Annotated in this window: 25 protein-coding genes, 1 rRNA gene and 2 pseudogenes; 6 read left to right on the top strand and 22 right to left on the bottom strand. The window is 37.9% G+C overall.

Annotation, left to right across the window (positions count from 1 at the left end; genetic code table 11):
* Positions 1-128, bottom strand: a 16S ribosomal RNA gene (locus tag C1724_RS19140); the annotation flags it as partial.
* A gap of 1,635 nt (positions 129-1,763) precedes the next feature.
* Between C1724_RS19140 and C1724_RS19135 the strand changes: the two genes are divergently transcribed.
* Together C1724_RS19135 and C1724_RS19130 are read left to right on the top strand one after the other, a co-directional pair.
* Positions 1,764-2,255 carry a competence protein ComK gene (locus tag C1724_RS19135; RefSeq protein ID WP_102348348.1) on the top strand — a complete coding sequence of 164 codons (492 nt, stop codon included), beginning with the start codon at positions 1,764-1,766 and terminating at the stop codon, positions 2,253-2,255.
* A 217-nt stretch (positions 2,256-2,472) separates the two neighbouring features.
* Positions 2,473-2,742, top strand: a complete 270-nt coding sequence (locus C1724_RS19130; RefSeq protein WP_102348347.1) for a helix-turn-helix transcriptional regulator — start codon at positions 2,473-2,475, stop codon at positions 2,740-2,742.
* A gap of 61 nt (positions 2,743-2,803) precedes the next feature.
* Here C1724_RS19130 and C1724_RS19125 read toward each other — a convergent pair whose 3' ends face one another.
* The 3 genes and pseudogenes from C1724_RS19125 to C1724_RS19120 all read right to left on the bottom strand — a co-directional run bounded on the left by C1724_RS19125 (position 2,804) and on the right by C1724_RS19120 (position 5,124).
* Positions 2,804-3,985: an ATP-binding protein gene (locus C1724_RS19125; protein WP_441296784.1), complete on the bottom strand. Its 1,182-nt coding sequence runs from the start codon at positions 3,983-3,985 to the stop codon at positions 2,804-2,806.
* Between the two features lie 93 nt (positions 3,986-4,078).
* Positions 4,079-4,552 (bottom strand): annotated as a pseudogene (locus tag C1724_RS26510) (magnesium chelatase domain-containing protein); the annotation flags it as partial.
* Positions 4,549-5,124 carry a transposase gene (locus tag C1724_RS19120; RefSeq protein ID WP_102348345.1) on the bottom strand — a complete coding sequence of 192 codons (576 nt, stop codon included), beginning with the start codon at positions 5,122-5,124 and terminating at the stop codon, positions 4,549-4,551. The pseudogene C1724_RS26510 and the gene C1724_RS19120, both read right to left, overlap by 4 nt.
* 513 nt (positions 5,125-5,637) lie before the next feature.
* Here C1724_RS19120 and C1724_RS26180 point away from each other — a divergent pair.
* Positions 5,638-6,065 (top strand): annotated as a pseudogene (locus tag C1724_RS26180) (transposase); the annotation flags it as partial.
* A 72-nt stretch (positions 6,066-6,137) separates the two neighbouring features.
* On the opposite strand, the gene C1724_RS19105 reads toward C1724_RS26180, so the two are convergent.
* On the bottom strand, positions 6,138-6,536 hold the full coding sequence (locus C1724_RS19105; RefSeq protein WP_102348342.1) for a hypothetical protein: 399 nt from the start codon (positions 6,534-6,536) through the stop codon (positions 6,138-6,140).
* 221 nt (positions 6,537-6,757) lie between these two features.
* Between C1724_RS19105 and C1724_RS19100 the strand changes: the two genes are divergently transcribed.
* Positions 6,758-7,519: a GIY-YIG nuclease family protein gene (locus C1724_RS19100; protein WP_180994337.1), complete on the top strand. Its 762-nt coding sequence runs from the start codon at positions 6,758-6,760 to the stop codon at positions 7,517-7,519.
* Between the two features lie 509 nt (positions 7,520-8,028).
* Here C1724_RS19100 and C1724_RS26465 read toward each other — a convergent pair.
* Genes C1724_RS26465 through C1724_RS19085 form a run of 4 tightly spaced genes read right to left on the bottom strand, consistent with a single transcriptional unit; the run spans position 8,029 to position 9,229 of the window.
* The gene (locus tag C1724_RS26465) at positions 8,029-8,157 is read right to left on the bottom strand and encodes an ATP-binding protein (protein WP_102348381.1); all 129 of its coding nucleotides are present in this window, start codon (positions 8,155-8,157) and stop codon (positions 8,029-8,031) included.
* A gap of 57 nt (positions 8,158-8,214) precedes the next feature.
* Entirely contained in the window at positions 8,215-8,631 is a 417-nt protein-coding gene (locus C1724_RS19090) for a magnesium chelatase domain-containing protein (RefSeq protein ID WP_102348340.1), read from the bottom strand.
* Complete coding sequence (locus C1724_RS26175) at positions 8,592-8,717, bottom strand: hypothetical protein (protein ID WP_258000461.1); 126 nt, start codon at positions 8,715-8,717, stop codon at positions 8,592-8,594. The genes C1724_RS19090 and C1724_RS26175 overlap by 40 nt, the downstream gene beginning before the upstream one ends.
* Entirely contained in the window at positions 8,699-9,229 is a 531-nt protein-coding gene (locus C1724_RS19085) for a transposase (protein WP_258000465.1), read from the bottom strand. Before C1724_RS19085 ends, C1724_RS26175 begins: the two co-directional genes overlap by 19 nt.
* Before the next feature lie 776 nt (positions 9,230-10,005).
* On the opposite strand from C1724_RS19085, the gene C1724_RS19080 reads away from it, so the two are divergent.
* Positions 10,006-10,236, top strand: a complete 231-nt coding sequence (locus C1724_RS19080; RefSeq protein WP_102348338.1) for a hypothetical protein — start codon at positions 10,006-10,008, stop codon at positions 10,234-10,236.
* A gap of 636 nt (positions 10,237-10,872) precedes the next feature.
* Here C1724_RS19080 and C1724_RS19075 read toward each other — a convergent pair.
* The 9 genes from C1724_RS19075 to C1724_RS19040 all read right to left on the bottom strand — a co-directional run bounded on the left by C1724_RS19075 (position 10,873) and on the right by C1724_RS19040 (position 18,428).
* Positions 10,873-12,975, bottom strand: a complete 2,103-nt coding sequence (locus C1724_RS19075) for a virulence-associated E family protein (RefSeq protein WP_258000460.1) — start codon at positions 12,973-12,975, stop codon at positions 10,873-10,875.
* The gene (locus C1724_RS19070) at positions 12,959-13,138 is read right to left on the bottom strand and encodes a hypothetical protein (protein WP_102348337.1); all 180 of its coding nucleotides are present in this window, start codon (positions 13,136-13,138) and stop codon (positions 12,959-12,961) included. The genes C1724_RS19075 and C1724_RS19070 overlap by 17 nt, the downstream gene beginning before the upstream one ends.
* 23 nt (positions 13,139-13,161) lie before the next feature.
* Entirely contained in the window at positions 13,162-15,114 is a 1,953-nt protein-coding gene (locus C1724_RS19065) for a DNA polymerase (protein WP_102348336.1), read from the bottom strand.
* Between the two features lie 5 nt (positions 15,115-15,119).
* Entirely contained in the window at positions 15,120-15,668 is a 549-nt protein-coding gene (locus tag C1724_RS19060; protein ID WP_102348335.1) for a DUF2815 family protein, read from the bottom strand.
* 17 nt (positions 15,669-15,685) lie between these two features.
* Entirely contained in the window at positions 15,686-16,873 is a 1,188-nt protein-coding gene (locus tag C1724_RS19055; protein ID WP_102348334.1) for a DUF2800 domain-containing protein, read from the bottom strand.
* Positions 16,870-17,214 (bottom strand): rRNA biogenesis protein rrp5, encoded by a 345-nt coding sequence (locus tag C1724_RS19050; protein WP_102348333.1) that lies wholly within the window; start codon positions 17,212-17,214, stop codon positions 16,870-16,872. Before C1724_RS19050 ends, C1724_RS19055 begins: the two co-directional genes overlap by 4 nt.
* The gene (locus C1724_RS25750) at positions 17,207-17,365 is read right to left on the bottom strand and encodes a hypothetical protein (RefSeq protein ID WP_180994336.1); all 159 of its coding nucleotides are present in this window, start codon (positions 17,363-17,365) and stop codon (positions 17,207-17,209) included. The genes C1724_RS19050 and C1724_RS25750 overlap by 8 nt, the downstream gene beginning before the upstream one ends.
* Before the next feature lie 72 nt (positions 17,366-17,437).
* Positions 17,438-17,875 (bottom strand): sigma-70 family RNA polymerase sigma factor, encoded by a 438-nt coding sequence (locus tag C1724_RS19045; protein ID WP_102348332.1) that lies wholly within the window; start codon positions 17,873-17,875, stop codon positions 17,438-17,440.
* A gap of 346 nt (positions 17,876-18,221) precedes the next feature.
* The gene (locus tag C1724_RS19040; protein ID WP_102348331.1) at positions 18,222-18,428 is read right to left on the bottom strand and encodes a hypothetical protein; all 207 of its coding nucleotides are present in this window, start codon (positions 18,426-18,428) and stop codon (positions 18,222-18,224) included.
* 334 nt (positions 18,429-18,762) lie between these two features.
* Here C1724_RS19040 and C1724_RS19035 point away from each other — a divergent pair, with 334 nt between their 5' ends.
* Positions 18,763-19,443 carry a helix-turn-helix domain-containing protein gene (locus C1724_RS19035; protein WP_219723279.1) on the top strand — a complete coding sequence of 227 codons (681 nt, stop codon included), beginning with the start codon at positions 18,763-18,765 and terminating at the stop codon, positions 19,441-19,443.
* 60 nt (positions 19,444-19,503) lie between these two features.
* Here C1724_RS19035 and C1724_RS19030 read toward each other — a convergent pair whose 3' ends face one another.
* Genes C1724_RS19030 through rfbD form a run of 4 tightly spaced genes read right to left on the bottom strand, consistent with a single transcriptional unit; the run spans position 19,504 to position 23,788 of the window.
* Complete coding sequence (locus C1724_RS19030; protein WP_102348330.1) at positions 19,504-20,532, bottom strand: GDP-mannose 4,6-dehydratase; 1,029 nt, start codon at positions 20,530-20,532, stop codon at positions 19,504-19,506.
* Positions 20,513-21,883 (bottom strand): UDP-glucose dehydrogenase family protein, encoded by a 1,371-nt coding sequence (locus tag C1724_RS19025; protein ID WP_102348329.1) that lies wholly within the window; start codon positions 21,881-21,883, stop codon positions 20,513-20,515. The genes C1724_RS19030 and C1724_RS19025 overlap by 20 nt, the downstream gene beginning before the upstream one ends.
* A 30-nt stretch (positions 21,884-21,913) precedes the next feature.
* Complete coding sequence (gene rfbB / locus C1724_RS19020; RefSeq protein ID WP_102348328.1) at positions 21,914-22,933, bottom strand: dTDP-glucose 4,6-dehydratase; 1,020 nt, start codon at positions 22,931-22,933, stop codon at positions 21,914-21,916.
* Positions 22,934-23,788, bottom strand: a complete 855-nt coding sequence (gene rfbD / locus C1724_RS19015) for a dTDP-4-dehydrorhamnose reductase (RefSeq protein ID WP_102348327.1) — start codon at positions 23,786-23,788, stop codon at positions 22,934-22,936. It abuts the gene before it with no gap.
* Positions 23,789-23,792 lie beyond the last annotated feature (4 nt).

The following is a 23,792-nucleotide window of genomic DNA, read 5'->3' as shown; positions in this document are numbered from 1 at the left end:
GTTGCCCACGTGTTACTCACCCGTCCGCCGCTGAATCAGAGGAGCAAGCTCCTCGTCATCCGCTCGACTTGCATGTATTAGGCACGCCGCCAGCGTTCGTCCTGAGCCAGGATCAAACTCTCCGAAAGAGGTTTGATTGCTCAAACTAATAAACTGACTTGATTGTTGAACTGAGTTCAACTTGTTTTGCACGCTTGACATTTTGTTTAGTTTTCAAAGAACATCATTTTCTTAATCGCTTGTTTCAGCGACAAGAGTTAGTATAACATATCGTTTTCATAGAAGTCAACATCTTTTTTATTTTAAAAAATAGAAGTAATAAAATCGATGCTACCATAAAAAATCCGCATAAGTCATTACACTTATTAAACTAGACCTTGCGAAGCGATGAACTAATCATACAATCTATTTTCGTAGAAGTCAATAGTTTTTATTGATGACTAGATCCCGGTTTTTCAAGGCCGGAATTTGATAATATCAATTATTAACCAATAAAGCAATGTTTTTTTACAGAAATTCATATTATATTCACCTGACTATTACCGAACCTTCCCTCAACCACGTCCTCTCAATCGTTCAAGAACACTTATATCCCTTTAGTGCGCTGTATCTTTTTCTACTAATAATTCATTTATCTCATTTAATTTCTTAGCATGTACTTCATTTTATTTTTCAGAGATTAAATTCCGTATTAGTATTAAATTACTTTGACTAATAGGTACTTTAAATGTTTGAAGATGTTGTTCCTTTAATAGATCCAATTGCTCCAATTCTTCTTTTGTGACCCGCAACGTAATGGTCTTATATAGTATGTCACACCCATGCCGGGCACACATATAAAACCCCTGCCTTATGGCAGGGGAATAATAAAAATGTTGAATCAACCGTCCATCCGCTTTAAGTAGTTGCTAAATTTGTAGCAATCCTCCGTCTAGTAGTCTATGGAAATCATAAGCCACTTATGGTTTCTTTAAAAAGATTTGCATTTATTGTTAGCCTTTAAGTCCACTATAACTTAACTCAAATGTGCTGACGTTGAACTGACACCCATGCCTCTCATAAGCAGCAATTACTTCTTATAACAACGAATAACAAGAAACTCGAGTTAGTTACAGTGCAAAGTATATCATCCTCCAAATTGAAATAGCATGTTCACTGCAACGTATGTCACCTTATCAAACACCCCTCTCTTAATAAGAGTTTCAACAGCTCATCTGTATTATGTAGTTGATAAATTAAGGTAGCCATTCTTGTTCTGCTAGTCTATGAAAATGAAAAGACAAGAGCGATATATAGCACGGTACCCCATTACCCATTCAGGTCAATGGACCTGTCCCTCTGGTTCTCTGACCTACCCATATTCCTAAATCTGCCACAATTTACGTCCTATAGGACGTCTTATGTATTGCTTTTATATATGATAATTGTCGTAGATAGAGTTAAATATTCTATACCCCACAACCAGTTTTCCATGTTCTTTCTAATCCACTTCTATGAGATTTACGTAGTGTAACCAAAACTACTTTCAACTAAGCTTTTTCACAGCTGCTATAAAACTAATTATATTACTAGTTCTGTATCCATTCATTCAGTCTGCTAAGTCCTGTTATTCCAAGACAATTTCCTTTAGACAATACCAATTTATATAACTGAAAGGAGGGGAATGTCTCAATCTACGCCGAAGCGACCTTGTACAGTATACAGCCGTTTAGTTTTTTCACTAGCTGCAATTCATTTATCCAATCCAAGGAGTGTATTTGTCTATGAAAGAAGTTTTAGGTCATTATGAAATTAATAAGAATACAATGGCTTTACTATCTGTTGCACACATAGACTATTCTACAATTGTAATTGAAGTGGAACGTCAATTATTTGTCCGTCAAAGGCCAACTAAAATTGTAAAGGCTGCCTGTCTAGATGGCGGGGCGTCGTTTGACGGGAGACGAGTAGCCGTGACACACCTTACCGGTACAAAGCAAAAAGTTCCGATTCCAATTAAACCGAATGAAAATATCTATGCCTTTCCAACCGTCTCACCTACCGCTTTTGATTGTAACTGGATTTTTTTCAATCATATCAAATACATAAGAACGTTAACCTCTCAAGATAAAACAACACAATCCATGATTGTATTTCAAGATGGACAACACATTACCTTGCACGAATCGGATTATGTATTAAGAAAACAAATGCATCGGACCGCTATGTGTATCCATTGTTTTAATCCTAGTCCGCAGGAGCTTAATAGGTATTAATAGTAACAAAACCAAAATTGATAAGTTCAGCAATCTGTTTCTTTTTTAATAAGATACAGGTTGCTTTATTAATAGAATCCGCTTATTAATTTAGGGATATCTTCTAATTAATAAAATAAATCTAACTGCATTTACAATATATACCATAATGTGTCTTACAGGACGTTTTGCCCTTTTTTAAACGATTAGATAATGGCTTTAAAAAGGGGACTATCACATGAATGACAAGGACTTGTTTAAGGAGATTCTAGGTAAACACTTACATAATATAAGAGTTTCAAAGGGGTTCACACAAGAAGGCCTTGCCAAAGAAGCGGACGCGGATAGTAAAAATATTGGTAGAAATGAACGTGGTGAAAAATTACCGAATAGTTATACTCTATATAAACTACAACACAGTTTAGACTTTAGTGTCGATAAACTCTTTAAAGATATCAAGTTAGAAATGGAATCTATTAAACAAGAAAAATCCGATGATGAGGAATAACCAGTGCGGTTCTCTTGCTCACACCTCGTGCTAATTTCAAGCAGGAGAACCATCCCCCTGCTCACTCCCTTACCCCATGTTTCCTCGTTTCTATTCGATTATCATCTACCGTTCTGTTCATAGACATCGCTTCCCAGACGGCTTCTTCTGTTATGCTTTTACCTCCCTTCAAATCTGATATTGTTCGTGCTAATCGGATAATTTTGATTTGAACACGGTTGCTCCATTTCCTTTTCAGTGTCATTTGATTAAGCGTTTGTTTTATTTTTTCTGAGAGCATGATTGTATTTCTTAACGTCTCATATGAAACTCTACCATTACAGATTTCATGGCCATATCTTTCATATTGACGATTTCTGGCTGCTACTACCCGCTTTCTAATTTCGAGAGACGATTCTCCAGTGTATTGACTATTTTTTTCAAGGTTTACAGATTGTAATGATAGTGAAATATCAAATCGATCACGAATCGGGCCGGATAAGCGGTTTTGATAGGCTTGGATTTGGTTAGGTGAACAACGACAGTAATGGGTATTGGAGCCTGAATATCCACATGGACAAGGATTCATCGCACCTATCAACAAGAAAGCCGCTGGATAGGTTACAGTCGAGCGCACTCGACTGATCGTAACATAGCCGGTTTCAATAGGCTGTCTCAGCATATCTAATGTCTTTTTGGAGAACTCGGCCATTTCATCTAAAAACAAGACCCCATGATGTGCTAACGATATTTCGCCGGGCTTAGGATTTTGCCCACCTCCAATGATCGATACACTTGATGCTGAATGATGGGGACTTCTGAAGGAAGGCATGGAGAGCGTTTCATAATCGATGCCAGCCAATTGATATAAGCTAACCTTTTCTAGCTGCGCTTCATGTGACAAAGGTGGTAGAATAGAGGGAAACGTTTCGGCTAATAAGCTTTTACCACATCCAGGTGGGCCGGTCATAAACAGATGGTGGTCACCCGCTGCTGCAATTTCAAGTGCCCGTTTTGCAAATTGGTGACCGATTATATGGCTAANTCTGAAGGAAGGCATGGAGAGCGTTTCATAATCGATGCCAGCCAATTGATATAAGCTAACCTTTTCTAGCTGCGCTTCATGTGACAAAGGTGGTAGAATAGAGGGAAACGTTTCGGCTAATAAGCTTTTACCACATCCAGGTGGGCCGGTCATAAACAGATGGTGGTCACCCGCTGCTGCAATTTCAAGTGCCCGTTTTGCAAATTGGTGACCGATTATATGGCTAAAATCATGATCATATTCAGGCTCTTCTTCTTGTAATCTTGTTGGAAAAGTAAATTGCAGGATATTTTGCCCAGATAAATGTTGGAGAACTTCATATAAACTGCTAACATAGATAATCTCAAGGCCTTCTATGCGGATTTCCGGTAAGTCTGCATTATAAGGCATGTACAAAAGGGAAAATCCTAATCGTTTAGCTGCCAGAGCTGCAGATAACATCCCTTCAAATGGCAAAATCGATCCATCTAATGATAGCGCACCGATGAAACAGGTTGAGGAAGGTATCTTTGCTTTTATTCCTCCAATGCTTTTTAGGATTCCAATCGCCATCGGCAAATCAAAGAGCGGTCCATTTTTCTTTTGTTCGGCTGGCGAAAGATTTATAACCGTTTTTTGACTAACTAAAGGATAGCCTAACGAGTAAAGCGCAGCGGTTACTCGTTCCTTTGACTCTTTAACAGATGCATCCGGCAAGCCAACAATAATAAACATTTCCATCGCTTCAAGTGTTTGCACTTCTACTTGGACACGATAGCCTTCCACTCCTTTTAGGCCAATGCTCATGATTTTTGTAACCATGTTTCGATCTCCTTGTCTTGTAAAGTTGTTTTCTCTACAAATCGTTTATAGTTTTGAAACTTCGGATCGGGAAAATAATTGAGTGTTCGCTGAAGATATACATACTGATTTTCTAGAAGATTGACATAAACGGGGTAACTGCTCCATTCATATGAAGATAAACACTCAATCATACTCGCTTCCAAAGGATTACGATGAATATAGCGACTGACTTCTAAAAAATAGCGATCATCTTCTATCAATTCTCCACCATATCTCCCTTGAAAAACATGGCCAATGTAGTTGTACTTCTTATTAAAATAAACGGCATATTTGGAATGAAGTTCTTTCATAATGACTTTGATATGATAAGTAGTAGTCTCGAGTTGTAGATGAATGTGATTGGTCATGAGACAGTAGGAGTGTAAAATGAATGGAGACATTTCCTTAACTTCTAGTAGTAGATTTAAATAAGTAAGATAATCTTCCCGGTTATGAAAAAGCGATGTTCGACGATTACCTCTAGCCGTAATGTGATAAATCGCTCCTTGGTACCAAACACGATGTGGCCTGGCCATTCAATCACTCCTATCTATAGGACAATTATAGTGATAGCAAAAATTAAGGTGAAAATAAGTTCCAATGAGAATAATAATGATAGGAATTTACGGATTGCTTATAGGGTCATTTGTAAATATAGAGGATAACGTGGCCATTAATATATGCGTTCTAACAACAGAGTGGACTAGTTCAATTATATCTATTCAACAAAAACTGACAAATTCCTTTATTAAGCAAGATATAAATTTTTTATATTTTATCAGAAAAAGGAAAGAAGCGAGACAACCCACCTCCCCTCACAATATTTAGTTGCTACCTCCTTATAGCAAATTCATATTCTTTCAAACTAAAATGACAACAAAATTAGTCCCAAAACCTTTAATAATAAATGAGACCCAACACCTACATTCTTCTTACGTTAATTTTTACACTTTAGCGGTGATCAGTCACCAAGGCCACAGTTTATCACTTTAACGTTGTACTGTTTTATCAGTCCGGGGGTCAGGCCCCACGCCCCCCTGGACAATCAAAAAAAGGCTTATTTAAGCGCTATTCGTGATCTATTTGATGGATCTATTGTTAGTTATGTTCTAGGCCATTCTAATAATAATTCCCTCGTCTTCGAAACGTTCGACCAAGCGGTAGCGCTTTTAACGAGGAACGTCCACTTATCCATAGTGACCGTGGCTTTCAATACACCTCGCATGGGTTTAAGCAACGGATCGATGAGGCGAAAATGACACAAAATATGTCACGGGTTAGTCGATGCATAGATAATAGTCCAATGGAATCTTTTTGGGTTACGCTCAAATGTGAAAAATATCATTTGCATAAGTACGATACATTTGAGGAGCTCTCCATTGCGATAAATGAGTACATACGTTTCTATAATTATGACAGATATCAAAAACGACTAAACGGCCCTAGTCCTATGGAATATAGGGCTAAAGCCGCTTAAAACATTTTTATTATTTCCACTGTCTACTTGACAGGGAGCAGTTCACCGAGGGTCAGGCACTAGAATTCCAGTTTATTCACAAATACAAATGACATGAATCAAATTTATTAATTCTTCCAAATCGGTTCGGGCTTCTTCAAATAAAGTATAATATCTTTCTTCCGACTTTTCCGAGATCAAAGAACCAGCATCATAGGAATCGGGATCTAAAACACCATTTTCCTCTAATTCACTTAGTTCCACTTCTTTCATTGAAACCAATTTATTGAATGGTGTATCATAATCAATTAATTCCAGTGTACGAGACACACTTTCATCTGACGGTAACTTTTCACATAAAGCATTTAAGGTACTTCTTAACTCTTCAAGATCAGTTTCACCGTATTTCGCTTCGTAGTAATTTCCATTTACTGATTCAAGCTGTATTGTGTGCTTTTCCAATGATTCATATACATCTTTCATTTTTAACATTTCGTTTCCCCCTAAAAAAAGTAGACACGCTCAATACATGGATATGAAACAATATGTCATAATATTACAAACAATATGTTAAATGTTTGGCTTATTTTTTTGTTTCTGTAATCTGTATGTAAGCGACAACTTGGATTCCAATCTAGTATTAAGTTGTCTATAAACACATGTCATATCATTAATTTCTTCTTAATACTATGTTTATAAAGGGGGATGTATATATGAATAGAGAGAAGATCGAGTTTAGGAGAAAACTACTTCATGCGTTACACCAAAAGGCATCACTAATCTTTCATGAAACACATAAGGTTTGCGGTATATATGCTATTTTTAACAAAGTCAATGGAAAGATATACATTGGACAAACCTCTCAAAAAATCTACGCTTATTTAAGATCTGAAAGAGAGAGTAAGCTTCGTTTAGGTGAAATGCATAACTGCAAATTGCAGAATGAATTTAAAGAGTATGGTGCAGATCAGTTCGACTTTTATATTATTGAAAAATTTTTAATCTCGACAGAAAATATGGAGAGACTTCAAAAAACATTAAACTACCTGGAGGTTTTTTATATAGACCAATTTGGTACTACCAATTCAAATTATGGGTATAACATACAAAAAGGTTGGGATGATGAGCATACTTTAGAAGATATTATGAGAGAAGTAAATGTTGCTAGTTCAAAAATTGATTCCTTTGCCTATGGTGAATTCTCCGATAAACGTAAGCTACCATTTCCTATTCCCGCCTCCTATATTAACGAAGAAATTAGTTTTCCAAATGAACACCCTGGCTTAGCATCCTGTATTGACCAATTTATTAAGAAAGACCATAAGGTTGATAACTTTAACGATTACGTTAAGTTATTTTTAGATATATATACTAATCGTCCAAATAGGGAATATATAAGACAATACGAAGATGTTGTACCATTTCTATTGGCGAGACAAGTATTAAGAAAGTTCCCTAATACTCGGATACAATAAGACTGTTGAACAGTGCACTTGTCAATTTCAAGGGTATTATTTAAGTGATTGTATGGTTGCTATCAACTCTTAATCATTATCTGTCCTCACAAGGATTGAACCGATGCACAGGGACGGACCTCATGCTTCCTTTGTTTTGCGAAACTAAAGAAGCATGAGATTTGTCCCCACGATTACAGATTAAAGGGTGACTTTTGTTGAATAATGGAACAATATTGTTTGAGACCCCAACCAAATTAGTTCAAAAATTTGTAAGTCAAATAATTTACAGGAGTTAAGGTTTAAAGGTACAAAAAAATCACGTTAGACTTTCAAGTAATTTGTCAGTTCAACCAGAAGTCCAGTTACTCATATTAGGTAAATTAATGCAGCTTAATGCATGCTCAAGTCTAATCGTATCCTTGTGTGCAGCTTATTCACTAGGGATCAGACTAAATTCCCAGCGAGGACTGGCCCCATAGGTCTATTTTTGAAACTCTAACTTGAGTTTATCTATGTTAATGATTGCCTTAAAAGCCAGAGGGAAACGTTTCGGCTAATAAGCTTTTACCACATCCAGGTGGGCCGGTCATAAACAGATGGTGGTCACCCGCTGCTGCAATTTCAAGTGCCCGTTTTGCAAATTGGTGACCGATTATATGGCTAAAATCATGATCATATTCATGCTCTTCTTGTAATCTTGTTGGAAAAGTAAATTAGAGGATATTTTGCCCAGATAAATGTTGGAGAACTTCATGTAAACTGCTAACGTATATAATCTCAAGGCCTTCTATACGGATCTCCGGTAAGTCTGCATTAAAAGGCATGTACAATAGGGAAAAACCCAATCGTCTTGCAACCAGGGCTGCAGATAACATCCCTTCAAATGGCAGAATCGATCCATCTAATGATAGCGCACCGATGAAACAGGTTGAGGAAGGGATCTTTGCTTTTATTTCTCCAATGCTTTTTAGGATTCCAATCGCCATCGGCAAATCAAAGAGCTGTCCATTTTTCTTTTGTTCGACTGGCGAAAGATTGATAACCGTTTTTTGACTAACTAAAGGATGGCCTAACGAGTAAAGCGCAGCTGTTACTCGTTCTTTTGACTCTTTAACAGATGCATCCGGCAAGCCATCGCTTCAAGTGTTTGCACTTCGACTTGGACACGATAGCCTTCCACTCCTTTTAGGCCAATGCTCATGATTTTTGTAACCATGTTTCAATCTCCTTGTCTTGTAAAGTTGTTTTCTCCACAAATCGTTTATAATTTTGAAACTTCGGATCGGGAAAATAATGGAGTGTTCGCTGAAGATATACATACTGATTTTCTGTAAGATTGACATAAGCGGGGTAACTGCTCCATTCATAAGAAGATAAACACTCAACCATACTCGCTTCCAAAGGATTACGATGAATATAGCGACTGACTTCTAAAAAATAGTGATCATCTTCTATTAATTCTGCACCATATCTCCCTTGAAAAACATGGCCAATGTAGTTGTACTTCTTATTAAAATAAACGGCATATTTGGAATGCAGTTCTTTCATAATGACTTTGATATGGTGAGTAGTCGTTTCAAGTTGTAGATGAATGTGGTTGGTCATGAGACAGTAGGAGTGTAAAATGAATGGAGCCATTTCCTTAACTTCCAGTAGTAGATTTAAATAAGTAAGATAATCTTCTCGGTTATGAAACAGCGATGTTCGACGGTTACCTCTAGCCGTAATGTGGTAAATCGCTCCTTGATACCAAACACGATGTGGCCTGGCTATTCAATCACTCCTATCTATAGGATAATTATTGTGATAGCAGAAATTAAGGTGAAATAAGTTCCAATGAGAAATATAATGGTAGGAAATTTTGCATGCTTATAGGGTCATTTGCAAATATAGAGGATAACGTGGCCATTCATATATGCGTTCTAACAACATAGTGGACTAGTTCAATTATATCTATTCAACAAAAACTGACAAATTCCTTTATTAAAAAAAATAAATTGTTTATATTTTATCAGAAAAAGGAAGGAAGCGAGACAACCAACCACCCTCATAATATTCAGTTGCTACCTCATTATAGCAAATTCATATTCTTTCAAACTAAAATGACAACAAAATTAGTCCCAAAACCTTTAATAAATGAGACCCAGCACCTACATTCTTCTTACGTTCATTTTTACACTTTAGCGGTGATCAGTTACCAAGCCACACTTTATCACATAAACGTTGTACTGTTTTATCAGTCCGGGGGTCAGGCACCAGGACACAAAACCTTTAATAAATGAGACCCAGCACCAACATTCTTCTTGCGTTCATTAAAGTTTTACACTTTAGAGGTGATCAGTCACAAAGGCCACACTTTATCACATTAACGTTGTACTGTTTTATCAGATCGGGGGGGCAGGCACCAATGTCAAGTGGGGGGCCCCATTCTTCCCTCTAAACCATTTATTTTTTTTATTAAATCATATATAATCAGTTTAAATAAATTAAAGTTGGTGGTGTAAATGGAACCTATACGAATTGAAAATGATGATTTAAAAAAGGCAATTCAATCTGGTCAATCATACATCAAAGTGGGAAAAAGAAAATTTTTATTATTGGAAGTGGAAGAAATAAATAACGATGACTATTACGAGATTACTGACCATGAAGAGGAAAAACGGCTAATGTCGGCACTAAATGGAAATAATCCGATTTTATCAGAAGAAGAAATAAAAAAAATGTTAGAGAACTAACATACGGAAATTTTATGCAAAAAATCGGCCATCCACTCCTTTTGATACTAGATCGTTGGAGAGAAAGCATTGAACTTCCGCCAATTGCGTTATATTTAAAAGATACAATACAAACTTATTTTGTAACATCAGTACTTTTCATTTTATATTCCCGGCCGACAGGTTCTCATACGGAAAATGCCTGTTGATCTAAGGATGGTTTTAGTTTCAGTTGGAAAATCAAATCTATATAAAGTTTTTTATCGGGTTACTTCGAAACAAAACGAAATATATTTGATTCGACATCCACATCAAAGATTAATAGACTAGCATTAATTAAAATTTATACAAAAAGAAGTAATCTAAACTGAAAATGATTACTTCTTTTTTTACTTCGCTACAACAAGGCTCCTTTTCTGTTACTCTGTAAAGCTGTAAGCTTTACAGAGCAAAAAAAGACACGGTACCTATCCTGGTGTTTCATATGTCACCATTAGCAACACCCCCTTTCTAAGGGAGTGTCAACCGCCCATTCGCTTTATATAGTTGCTAGATTGATTGTAGCAATTCTTGATATACTAGTCTATGAAAATATTAAATGACAGGTTGACCATACCCCATAATGACTAACTCGTCTTATTATTGTATGCTGCATTTTCACTTTAGTATATTAACGCTGTAACTTTTTATCTTACTGGGGGTCAGGCACCACTGCCCTACAATGTCTTTACTTAAAGCCAAGGTCTCTCCCTTTTCATACAGCACCTTCGCCTCTGCCCAAATTTGATCGACTTCCTCAGCCGTTAAATCATCCCACATGTTTTTCCTTCCACCACCGTTTACTGTGATCGGTAAAAAGCGCCGATTTCCTGTTGGATCATTCAAAAAATCATAATCATTGGTTGTTCCAAAGAATACACACTGTCGCTTGAATGTTTCATTATGTCTCCCATATGCAACTCGGAACGTATCCTCTGACTTGGAAATAAAGTGCTTTACTGCTTCCGTGTCTACTTTCTTCGTGGCCGTCAGCTCCGCCATTTCCAAAATCCACGCTCCTTGAAGCTGTTCATAGGCTTCTTTGCCCTTTACAGTGATTAAGGAGTCCGAGTGCCATTCCTTGCCTATAAGCTTAATAATGTAACTCTTCCCAACACCTTGAGGGCCAACAAGGACCACGCAGTAGTCAAACTTCGTTCCAGGACGATAAATTCTTGTCACTGCTGCAATTAAAATTTTTCGGGTGAAAGTTCGAACGCACTCATTATCCTCAGCACCAAGGTAATCAACCAGTATGGTTTCAATCCGATCCTGGCCATCCCAAACAAGATTATTTAAATAATCTTTAATCGGATGAAATGCATATTTCACTGCCACTTCACTCCAAGCATCCGCAATAACTCCCGCTCCTTTTATGCCATAAACCGAGTAAAGATAGTTTCTTAAACTTGCATCATCCGTATCGGACCAATATTCACCCCGGTCTACACTTCGCCAAGGCAAATCATCCTTAATGACTACCCGATGGACAAAATCGTTCAATGCTATTCGATCCTTTAATGCTGGATCATGCTCAAGAATAAGGATGACATTTGGTGCACTGGAGACGATATTTCCTTTCTGGTCCCTAGTTAGTTCCGTTAGCCACTCCATCTCTTCATCTTCAAAATCATCTGCAGCAAAGCTCAACTGTTCTTTCCCGAGTGTCAGTTTGACCTGCTTGTCCTTTAGTGCTTCTTCCACCATGGCCTTATAGGAAGGCAACCGATTGATTGGTGTTCCCTCTTTCACTGACTCATCAAGGTCTCCAAATACATGAATACGAACCAAATCAAATGCATTACAAAGCCGTCCACCAATAGGGTCAGTTGAATGGTGAGAGTAGGCAAAGTCGCCATCTTCGTAAATCACCAACCCGCCTGCTGTGGAGCCAGCTGAATACGTGTAACGGTTTGGGTCCTCACAAGGGACGTAGATATCACTCAAGTATTTCTCAATGACATCTACGACCGAGTATGTTCGGCAAAAGGCACCGACTACCCCTTCTTTGACTTTCGGGTCTCCTTGCTTATCCGCTAGCTTTTTTCTTTCGTGAACCGTTCTGGAACTTTCCGGCCAATAAGATGAATCCCTCCAATCCGGATATCTTGCAAGCACTTCATCAGGATCAATCCAAGGCTCGTCCAACACTTTAAAGACAAACTCCCCATCCGATGATGTCGACGGCCAGTACATCAGTCGATGCACTTGATATGTGGTATCATCAAAGAAATCTATTCCAAGATCTGCAGCTATCCTTCTTGCAATTGGTACATATTCATCGGCGGTAACTGGTCTGGATAATGGAATGACTAGTCTTAACCTAGGATTCTTTGGATGGTGTTTATGAGTAGAGTACATGGCACAGCCATAGCCAAACATGGTCTCAACAGATGCCCATAAATCACCTTTCACAAAGTCAGCATCAAGGGAAACAATCTGCCGCCAAACCACACCGTCATGTTTTCTTCTGCCTCCCTTTAAGGTTCCACCGACAAAACCACCAACATCTTTAATCTCATCTTGCTTTGATTTAGAAAGCTTCTTGTATTCCTCATATGTTTCGTGTGTTCTAACTGTATTGCTTAACTTCTGAACGACTTCAGCCCAACGCATCTCTCGATTTTTCCAGTTCAGTTCTTTTCGATTTCTTCCGGTTGCAATCGTGAGGTTTCCATCATGTTTTAAACTATGACTTCCTTTTTCACTGAGCTCTTTCACATCTACCAGCCCTCCTTCGTAACACAGTACATAGGCCTTTTTGGGCACCTTCCAAATCACCAGAAAGTGCCTGACCTTTCAATGTCTTCATTGTTTGTTTTGGTAGTACATCTTTGTACCGTTTTAAGTCCATTAAATATTCCACTGTATCTTTGTCAGCCAAACGCCATCGCTCCTGTTCAACTGTTAATCTTTCTTGTAATAGAAGGTTTCAAAGCTATCTGCCCCAAGAGGTAATCCTGGAGCCCACTCTATCGGTTGCCCCATAACTTCTTTGACTTCTTCCATTGACCCAGTTGCGATAGGAACATCAAGAATGACTTCATCGTGGACATGAAAGTTAATTCGATATCCCGCTTTATCTAATCGAAGCATAGCAACAGCTAAGCAATCTCTAGCAACGGCCTGGATAATATTCTCCGTAAGCTTGCCACCGTAAGTAGGAATTCTCCCCCACTGCTTAGAGCCTTGCTCGGTTCCTTCATACGTGAGCTGCTCTTTTCCAAACCGCTCATCTACTCCAATTTTCGGTCTAACATATGCAAGGGAACGACCAGATGGCAACGTAATAAATAAAATCCCTTTAGTGTAATGAAAAGTAAGACCGTACTGCATCTTCACCACTACTTTTTCCTTCACAGCTTTGATTGCTGCTGCTTCTATGCCCCACCAAAGTTTCACGATGTTCGGATTTGCTTCTCGCCAAGCGGAAACTAAATCTGGAAGTTCATCTTCGGTCAAGCCCATTTCTATAGCCCCCATCTGCATCAACGCCCCTTTAGAGCCTCCGTAGCCAAGAGCCAATTCAGCAATCTTCCCTTTTTGCCTAAGCGGACTACCTTTATCAATCGTTTCTATTGGTACTTTAAACATCTGTGCAGCAGAGGCTTCATAAATTTTCCCGTGAGATTGAAACACATCCATCCGCCAACGCTCTCCTGCAAGCCAAGCAATCACCCTAGCTTCAATTGCGGAAAAGTCAGCTACAACAAAACGTTGACCCTTTGATGGAATAAAAGCCGTCCGGATTAACTGCGATAATACATCCGACACACTCTCAAATAGAAGTTCCAATGCTTCGTAGCTTCCTGACTTCAATAGTTCTCTTGCAATCTGTAAATCTTTTAAACTGTTTCTTGGTAGGTTATGAATTTGAACAAGTCTACCAGCCCAGCGTCCAGTGCGGTTCGCCCCGTAAAATTGCAGCAACCCTCTAATCCTTTGGTCAGAACAGATGGAGCGCTTCATTGCTTCATACTTTTTCACTGATGTTTTGGACATTGCTTGTCTTAATTCCAACAGGCGCTTTACTTTGGGTTTTTCCACTTCACTCATCAGTGCTTCGACATTTTTCTTTGCAAGGCTATCAACTTCTACCCCCTGCTTTAACAACCAACCTTTTAACTGCGCTGGACTATTCGGATTCTCGAGTCCTGTTAAACGCACAGCTTCTTCAAAGAGCTTATCCTGAAATGCCTTATCTGCCTTAATGGCATTTTTGACTAAGCTATTATCAATCAGGACTCCTTCATCATTTATCTTTTGGTCCAACTCCCAAAGCTTCTGTTCTACTTTGGGAATTGGAAAGGCATCTAGCTTCTTTCGGATTTGTCTTTCGACCTCAACGTCCTGTTTGCAGTAATCCTTAAAAGTGGCCCATTTATCTAAGTCATGTTCTGGTAGATTACGAGTCCTTCCCTCATTCACTTTGGTAGGTTTACAAGGAACCGAGAAGTAACGAATTAAGGCTTTCCCTTCTCTCATTTTCTGAACTTTTAACTTAAGGCACTTAGCCACCCCATCGAGATATCCAGGTAATCCAAGCATTAAGGCATGAACGGATGAACACCGCCATTGATCCGGCGGCATTGATTTACGAAAGTACTTAGCTAAACAAGTTCGTTCAAAATTAGCATTGTAAGCAGTCTTTAACACTGTTGGATCTGTCATTGCCTTTAAGATGTCAGCTGGTATCTTCTCACCTGAAGCTAAGTCAACAATCTGCACCTCTTCGTCATCATTAAAGGCATAAGCAAATAGGAGAATTTCAAAATCAGACGATTCACAATAGGCATAGACCCCAGATTTAATGAGATCTACACTACTGTAAGTTTCTATATCAATGGATAATAGTTTCATAGACATCAACCTAAGATGTCATCTTCATCGTCGCCACTGTCTTCGGCAAAGTCATCTTCCGCACTACTGCGGCCACCAAGTGGTTCTCCATCATCCGTCTTCATAATGTTTTGAAGCCCAGCGGCAATCCCACGATTTCCATTTACGTTAAATCCATAAAAGGTTAAGCTAACTCTTCCATAACAACCGGAATAAAAATCACTTTGTTCCATTATTGGATTTAAATCAGCATCAACAATTCCTGGTTTTACCTTGCTGTTGGCATTAATGAAATAAGAACCTGCATACGCCTCATCATCTTCACGGTCTACATCACCGTCACGCAATGGTGTTTTCAAATTGGATGGTACCTTACCACCAAACTTGTCCTTGTTTTCTTGAGTAGCTTTTTGAATCGCATCTTTTACTTTCTTGATGGTTTTCTTATCCGATTTCGGGATAATGATACTTAATGAATACTTCAAGTCACTTCCATTAATGCTGACTGCTTGATGAACATTTGCATAACTAAACCGTACTGGGTTTTCCTTTGTGCCAATTGTGATTTTTACCATATCTTATTTCCTCCTCATTATTGAAAATCCACTTCTGGTGAAGCTTTTATTTCTGGTCGCTTATCCTCTTCTGGCACAAGCTTGACCTTGCCCGGCGCTTTTGAAATAAGCGACCCTAGCAACTCTTGAAATGCTTTTTTACCTAACTCTTTTTCTAGAGTAGTAATCGTATTGAGTGATTTCTTATAAATCACATCACTGTCAAATCCAGCAGCAGTAAGTGTATCAACCACTGCATTTTCATCGCTATATTTACGGCTACCTCTACCCTCGACCAGTTTCATCCCTGGCCATTGCTTATTTTCATTCATCGCCATAGCAAATGCATATTCTTGTACATCTTTTGCCCAGCTCATCAGCTGATCAATTGAAGTTAACACTTCCACTACTTCATCATCTGTCAGTAACGGAGGTTTCTGAAAATCCATACAAGCAAGTTTCAGATTTTCTTCTGCCCTCGCTCTGCAAGAGGCCTTCACCTTACAAAAACGGCAATGCTCACCAGCAATAAAATCTCCTTCACCCTTAAAAGCTAGCTCCGCTCTGGGCTTGACCACTTCTTCTGCCCATTCCAGTAGTTCGTCCACCTGCATTTCGTCGGTGGAGATATTGTCTAACCTCGGTTGCACAATCGTCATCAAAATGGAATCGATATCGAAGAGTACACCAAAGTTGTTTATTGCACCCAAAGCGTACAGGCGCATTTGTGGGTTTTCCACTGCAGATACCTTGACCCCTTTGCCGCCTTTAAGGTCAATAACTTCTAGCCGATTTCCGTAGATTAAAATTACATCCCCGGTACCGAAAGCATCTGGAACCCATGGGCTAAAGTCTACTTTTTCCTCAATAAGGATGAGCGGGTCCTTGCTTGTTGCCCTAGCCTCATTTATTTTTTCAGTAACAACATCCACATAAATTTGTACAGCTTGTTCGATTTCTGAGTTATAAAAATCATTTTGTTTCATCTGCTTCAGCTTTCTGTTTAACTGAGCTTTTGTCATCTGTTTTAATTCATAAGACAAATAAAGTTCCGACAGCTCATGCATAAAAGTTCCCTCTCTGGCATAAACACTCGTTTCTTCCTCGTACTGTTCACCGAGTCGAATGCTGGGTGTACAAGCTAACCACTGACTTGCTTTAGAGGCACCTAAACTAGCATGGGCCCGTTCTGAATGATTCACAGATTCAACTCCCGTGTTTTTCATCCAAGTCTCCCCGCTTCTTCTAATAGCTCTGGATACTTTTCAACTGGGATGTCACTTAATTTCTTTGCTCCAAAACTTGTAATTAGCTCTTTCACTTGCGCCTGTTTCCCAACTTGAGAAAGTGCTGCGAGTTTTGCCCTGACATCCTCCAATGTTGGCAGCTTAGCTTTTTGAGGTTGTGTTGTTTTCTTCGGTTCCTTGCTTTCCTTCGCTTCCTTTTTCTCTACAGGGGCTGTGGAATCCGTTTGATTGCTTTCTAATGCAAATACTAATGTTTCAATACTTCCTGCTAGATTTCGTAAGTCCGTCACTACATCAAGTGCAAGTTTCGTTTTACTCATTTGCTTTTTCTCCTTTCTTCTCATTTTGTTCATCAAATTGGCTCAGTCGATTAGCTAGCCTTTTAGAAACAATACTGATAGCCGTAAGAACACCAACCATCTCTTCCTGCATCTCTTTATTTACACCATTCTGCTTTACTTGTGTTGTCATCCCCTTCACCTCCTCACCTTGGATATTGCCCTTCACTTATTAGCCAACGGGAAGGGGGTTTGGTAACCAAAATTACAAAAAATATTTTTTAAGCTTGTCCAACACCTTTTTATGCCGTTTAACCACAGCTACATGAGAGATGTTTTCTTCCTTTGCTACTTCTCTTACTGTTAAATCTTTATAATAAAGAGCCTGAATCAGCTCTTGTTCCTTTTCATTCAGTTCCGCCATCGCTTCCTGAAGGATCAGCAATGTTGCCTTGTCACAAAGAACATCTTCTATCATTTGGTCATCTTCAAAATCACCGCCTAGATCCATCAAACGATTGATTGAATCTTCCTTGCTTGGGATATATTCAACCGTTTCTGCTTCATGATCAACAGCTATCCGTCCAACTTTGATATCCTGTTCGAAGTACCGCTCTCTTCTTTTCATTTTGTAATACTCCTTGTAAATCTCCTCGCTAACACAGACCTGCTCCTTGCCGAATTTGATAAAAAACTCGCTCATTTTCTTTTCCTCCCATGGCCCGGCAAGAGCCATGGGAAAAAAGAGACAAAAAAATAAGCCGGACACAGAACGCCCAAACTGCATTAATTTGCAGGGCGTACTATGTCCGGCTTATAGGTAGTTCACACCACGACTCCATTGCTCGGTACCGATTATTTTTGATTCAATGTGCATTCACTTGCTAGATGATCATTTCTTCTCAAAACATCAGATCATCCGGCATGGGTAATGCATACGATTCCTCGCTCGGTATTATCGTGGTATGAACTTTTGGTAAAAATTAAAAAGGCCCAGGTACATCAGTTTTACTGATTTCCCGGACCTTAAGGTAGAATTAAATTGCAACTCATGGCGAATCGCTATCTCCTTTTCGTCTCGTTATTGGTTTTCCACTAACTTTTTTAAATTCACCTGTTGCGAGTTCAACTTCCCAAACCCGCTTACATCTAGCACACTTTGTTTGTACGGGACCAGCAGCTTCATTCCCTTTATCCAGCAGCCTGTAACCACAAGCAGGACATTCAACTCGCATAACCTTAGCTTCTCTTATCATTTGTATTCCTCCCAACTGTATTGAAGCTTTTTATAATTATTTGTTATTTCAATATTAATATTTTACACAAGAACGTATGTTCTGTATAGTAGGAATACCAATTTTCTGCCTTTCCAAATTATCATTATTCATACCATCCTTTCTGCAATTAACATATATATTGTTGCATATTTGGGAAATGAGGATAAATAAAAAAGTTGTATTGTTAACAATTTCCATTATACTTCGACAGAATAATCACGTCAATCCCAAATATGCAACTTATTTAAAAAGTTGCGCAATTTGTTGCGGCGGCTTATAATATTATTGTAGTAAGAATGTGGAGGGCAATTTTATGAAGAAAAATGAAATGGATAAGACCGATCAAGAAATACTACGAAGACGCTTAAAGGAAAGACGTCTCTTTTTAAATATGACATATCAAGATTTGGCCGAGAAAACTGGCATCAGCAAATCTTCTATACAGCGGTATGAAACGGGAGGAATTAAAAATATTCCATATGATAAGATTTTTGCCTTATCAGAAGCATTAGAGGTAAGACCTGAATATTTTACTGATTTGACTAAAGATTATACTGGAGAATCTGCTTTTGAAGTGAAAGTGATTAACAAAGAGGATAGATCGCAACATCTAGATCATATTAAAGAATTTGAGGAAAGAGCGATCAGATATATAACCCCAAACTTAATTTCACAGGGATATAATATAGAACGGCACAGTCATGGCTCTGTAGGAGATATTGTTGCAACTAAGGGGAAGGAAATATGGCATATTGATTTCCTTTATACGAGAGATGTAAGTAAGTATCCAACTGGAATGGGGATGGGAAGGCAACAGCTTCTACTAAGGTTTGGTAGGCTGGCTGTATATAATAAACCGATTACAAAATACTCGATAGTTATGGATAGACGTGTATTAGCAGAGCAATTCATTCAATTTAAACCTATACATTTAGACATTGAGGCTAGCATTATTATTTTACGAGGAACCGATTATGAAGAATTGCACTTCTAGAAAAAGTTAACAACACAAATAAGCCCGCAAAGCCATTGGGCTCAGCGGGTAATTTTGTAATTAGCCTTTCAGCTTATAATAATCTACATACCAGTCTGCAAACTTTTGCAGACCTTCTTCTATTGAAGTTTTAGGTTTAAAGCCTACAGCTTTCTGCAATTGATCTGTCGAAGCATAAGTTGCAGGTACATCACCTGGTTTAATAGGTTCAAAAATCTTCTCAAATTGGACTTCTTTTCCTAGAGCTTTACTTAAGACCTTTTCTAACGTTTCAATAAACACCATCAACTTCTCCGGACTATTGTTTCCGATGTTAAAGACTTTATGTTGAACATCACCTTCAGGAGGATTACCTAATAATCGTTCAATTCCTTCAACGATGTCATCAATATAAGTAAAGTCCCGGTAAAGATCATTCTCAAAATCACCATTATTAAAGATCTTAATTGGCTCGCCATTAAAATACTTATCTGTAAACCCAAAGTAAGCCATATCTGGTCGACCCATAGGTCCGTAAACAGTGAAGAATCGAAGCCCTGTAGCTGGAATTTTATAAAGATGGCTATACGTATGTGCCATTAATTCATTTGATTTTTTTGTAGATGCATATAATGAAACTGGATTGTCAACAAAATCTGTTTCCTCAAAAGGAACCTTTTTATTAGCTCCATAAACAGAACTAGATGATGCATATACGAGATGATCCACTGGATAATATCTGCAGGCCTCAAGGATATTATAAAAGCCAATGATATTACTTTGAATATAGACATCCGGGTTCTCTATTGAATATCTTACTCCTGCTTGAGCAGCTAGGTTCACTACAACGTTAGGCTTGTACTCTTCAAAGGTCTTTATTATCAAATCCTTGTCTGATATGTCACCTTTAATAAAAGTAAACTTCCCATAAGGCTCCAAATTCCCTAAACGAGTATGTTTAAGGTTCACATCATAGTAATCATTGACGTTATCAATACCAATCACCTGGCAGCCCTGTTCTAGTAATTTTCTAGACAAATAGTATCCAATAAAACCAGCTGCTCCGGTAATCAAATATATTTTACTAAGATCAAGAGTTTTGTAATTCAAGATTCTTCGACTCCTTAACAGCTGCTCTAATTGCAGGTGTTCTTCCAATTGAGTGATACTCTACTCCTGCTTTTTGCATTTCCTCAACACCATAAATGTTTCTACCATCATATACTAATGGTGTTCTCATTAGCTTTTTATAACTCTCAGGCGTTACGGCTTTTATTTCTCCCCATTCGGTAAAGACAAAGCAGACATTCGCACCTTCTAAAGCATGCTCGATGTTGGAAACATAAGTAATGTTACCTTTGCCATTCTTACCCTCTGGATGAATTTTGGCAAAGTTTTCTGCACCAACAGGATCATATGCATAAATATCTGCACCTTGTTCTAATAATAAAGGCACATTCTCAAGAGAAGCTGCCTCTCTTAAATCATCCGTTCCAGGCTTAAAAGTTAATCCTAACACCGCAACTTTAAGACCATTAAATGTAATAAGTCTTTTACTAGCTTTCTTATAAAGCATTGTTTTTTGTTCTTTGTTTACCTCAATAGCCGCTTTAACCGTTTTTAGTTCATAACCGTTCTGTTTAGCAATATACTCAAGCGCTTTTGTATCCTTAGGGAAGCATGATCCACCAAAGCCAATCCCTGCATTTAAAAACTTACTTCCAATACGCTCATCAAAACTCATTCCCTTAGCTACATCCTGTATATCCGCCCCAACCAATTCACAAAGATTAGCTATATCGTTCATATAAGAGATTTTTAATGCAAGGAAGTCATTGGACGCATATTTTATCATTTCTGCCGATCTTCTATTTACTGAAACAATGGGTAAATGAAATGGTTCATATATTTTCGTTAATAATTCCTCAGCCCATTTACTTTCTGTTCCAATAATGATTCTCTCAGCATGAAGAGTATCGTGAACGGCAGATCCTTGTGCTAAGAATTCAGGATTTGATGCCACTTCTACTCTGACATCTTTAACTAAAAAGTCCTGAATAAACTGTTCTACTTTATCATTCGTTCCAACTGGAACTGTTGATTTAACTACTACTAGACAATCTTTTTCTACCGATTCAGCAATTTGTCTAGCAACTGTAGCAATGAATGATAAATTTGCAGAACCATCAGATTGCTCAGGTGTCCCAACACCAATAAAGATTGCATCAGCATCTTTATAGGCTGAATTAAAGTCAGTTGTATACTCAATTCTTCCAGCAGAATAATTTTTTTTCATTAACTCTTCTAAACCTGTTTCATAAATTGGAGATACCCCTGATTTCATTAATTCTACTTTTTTTTCATCTATATCAACACAGGTTACTTGATGGCCCACTTCAGCAAAACAAACACCAGCTACTAAACCAACATAACCTGTTCCAGCTACTGCTATTTTGTACATAGACAGCCTTCCTTTCTTAACAGTAGGGCTTTACATACTGTACTGTTTTTCGAAGTAATTTTGATATTCCCCACTAATAATTTGCTCCCACCATTTTTTGTTATCAAGATACCATTGAATTGTTTGAGCAATACCCGTTTCAAATGTATATGTTGGTTTCCAGCCTAATTCTTCTAGTTTAGTTGGATCAATAGCATATCGTTTATCATGGCCAAGACGATCCTTTACGAACTCTATTAAATCCTCTGATTTACCTAATGTACTAATTATCGCCTTTACCACTTCTAGATTTGTACGCTCGTTATGTCCACCAACATTGTATACTTCACCGTTTAACCCCTCATGCATCACAAGATCAATCGCAGCACAATGATCAATAACATGTAACCAATCACGAATGTTCTTTCCATCACCATATACAGGAACCTTTTGATCATTTAATACACGGGATATTGTTAATGGAATTAACTTTTCAGGAAAGTGATAAGGACCATAGTTATTTGAGCATCGAGTTATATTAATTGGCAAGTCATACGTTTCATGATAAGCACGGACTAATAAATCAGAAGATGCTTTACTTGCACTATATGGACTGTTCGGTTGTAACGGGGTTTCTTCAGTGAAAAATGTTGTCGGGTCGAAATCTAGTTCTCCATAAACTTCATCAGTTGATACATGAATAAATTTTGTTACTCCAACTTGCTTTGAAGCATCTAATAATACTTGAGTTCCAAGTACATTAGTCTGAACGAATACTCCTGGATCTATAATTGAACGGTCGACGTGGCTTTCTGCTGCGAAATGAACTACATAATCAAATTTCTCTTTTTCAAAAAGAGTTATTATTATGTCTCGCTCTGCAATATCTGCTTTTACAAAATGATAGTTTTCCTTTGTTTCAATATCGCGATGTTTTGTTAAATCTCCGGCATATGTTAATAAATCCAAATTATATATATCATAATCAGGATATTTATTAACCATGAATTGGACAAAGTTTCCACCAATGAAACCTGCGCCACCAGTTATAAGTACTTTCTTCTTTGTCATCTATTTCACCTCTTGTGTTAATTGCTTTAAATATCTCTCAACTGAATCCTGCCATTTAGGTAATGGTTTAAAGCCATTATCGATTAGTTTTTGTTTTGACATTCGTGAATTCTTTGGACGTACAGCTCGTGTAGGGTATTCCTCTGTTGAGATAGAATTAACTTTCACTTTAATATTAGCTTGTCTAAATATTTCTTGAGCAAAGTCGGCCCAACTGCAAAAGCCTTCATTGGATGCATGATAAATTCCATATTTATCAGTTTTAATCATTTCAATTAACAATTTGGCCAAATCGGATGTATAAGTTGGTGAACCAACCTGATCACCGACAACATTTAATTCATCACGCGTTTCCCCTAAACGTAGCATTGTCTTAACAAAGTTGTTACCATTGATACCAAAAACCCATGAAATACGTATAATAAACCATTTATTCAATAGTTTTTTTACTACTTCTTCACCTTCTAATTTCGTTCTCCCATAGTGCCCAATCGGACTAGTTTCATCTGATTCCTTGAATGGCGTTTGTCCTTCTCCACTAAACACATAATCTGTGCTAATATACATAAATTTCGCATTAATTTCTTTTGCTGCTTCAGCTAAATTATTTGTACCATTAACATTAACATGCTGACATGTATCTTTATCATCTTCAGCCTTATCAACAGCTGTATATGCTGCGCAATGAATAATTGCTTCTGGTTTCACTTTGTTAACATACTGAAAAACAGCCTCTTTATTCGTTATATCTATATCCTTAGATCCTATTCCGACCATGTTTAAACCTAATTGCAATCCTTGGTGAACAATATCATAGCCAAGTTGACCTGTATATCCAGTTACTAAAATCTTCATAACG

Source organism: Bacillus sp. Marseille-P3661, assembly GCF_900240995.1.
Lineage (GTDB): Bacteria > Bacillota > Bacilli > Bacillales > Bacillaceae_J > OESV01.
This window is presented reverse-complemented; position numbering and strand designations above follow the sequence as displayed.

Excerpts from the sequence above, each read along its gene's own strand:
- C1724_RS19135 (WP_102348348.1), top strand. The coding sequence starts at position 1,764 with ATGAAAGAAGTTTTAGGTCATTATGAAATTAATAAGAATACAATGGCT.
- C1724_RS19130 (WP_102348347.1), top strand. The coding sequence starts at position 2,473 with ATGAATGACAAGGACTTGTTTAAGGAGATTCTAGGTAAACACTTACAT.
- C1724_RS19120 (WP_102348345.1), bottom strand. The coding sequence starts at position 5,124 with ATGGCCAGGCCACATCGTGTTTGGTACCAAGGAGCGATTTATCACATT.
- C1724_RS19105 (WP_102348342.1), bottom strand. The coding sequence starts at position 6,536 with ATGTTAAAAATGAAAGATGTATATGAATCATTGGAAAAGCACACAATA.
- C1724_RS19100 (WP_180994337.1), top strand. The coding sequence starts at position 6,758 with ATGAATAGAGAGAAGATCGAGTTTAGGAGAAAACTACTTCATGCGTTA.
- C1724_RS26175 (WP_258000461.1), bottom strand. The coding sequence starts at position 8,717 with ATGGTTACAAAAATCATGAGCATTGGCCTAAAAGGAGTGGAAGGCTAT.
- C1724_RS19080 (WP_102348338.1), top strand. The coding sequence starts at position 10,006 with ATGGAACCTATACGAATTGAAAATGATGATTTAAAAAAGGCAATTCAA.
- C1724_RS19065 (WP_102348336.1), bottom strand. The coding sequence starts at position 15,114 with ATGAAACTATTATCCATTGATATAGAAACTTACAGTAGTGTAGATCTC.
- C1724_RS19060 (WP_102348335.1), bottom strand. The coding sequence starts at position 15,668 with ATGGTAAAAATCACAATTGGCACAAAGGAAAACCCAGTACGGTTTAGT.
- C1724_RS19055 (WP_102348334.1), bottom strand. The coding sequence starts at position 16,873 with ATGAAAAACACGGGAGTTGAATCTGTGAATCATTCAGAACGGGCCCAT.
- C1724_RS19050 (WP_102348333.1), bottom strand. The coding sequence starts at position 17,214 with ATGAGTAAAACGAAACTTGCACTTGATGTAGTGACGGACTTACGAAAT.
- C1724_RS25750 (WP_180994336.1), bottom strand. The coding sequence starts at position 17,365 with ATGACAACACAAGTAAAGCAGAATGGTGTAAATAAAGAGATGCAGGAA.
- C1724_RS19045 (WP_102348332.1), bottom strand. The coding sequence starts at position 17,875 with ATGAGCGAGTTTTTTATCAAATTCGGCAAGGAGCAGGTCTGTGTTAGC.
- C1724_RS19040 (WP_102348331.1), bottom strand. The coding sequence starts at position 18,428 with ATGATAAGAGAAGCTAAGGTTATGCGAGTTGAATGTCCTGCTTGTGGT.
- C1724_RS19035 (WP_219723279.1), top strand. The coding sequence starts at position 18,763 with ATGAAGAAAAATGAAATGGATAAGACCGATCAAGAAATACTACGAAGA.
- C1724_RS19025 (WP_102348329.1), bottom strand. The coding sequence starts at position 21,883 with ATGTACAAAATAGCAGTAGCTGGAACAGGTTATGTTGGTTTAGTAGCT.
- rfbB (WP_102348328.1), bottom strand. The coding sequence starts at position 22,933 with ATGACAAAGAAGAAAGTACTTATAACTGGTGGCGCAGGTTTCATTGGT.
- rfbD (WP_102348327.1), bottom strand. The coding sequence starts at position 23,788 with ATGAAGATTTTAGTAACTGGATATACAGGTCAACTTGGCTATGATATT.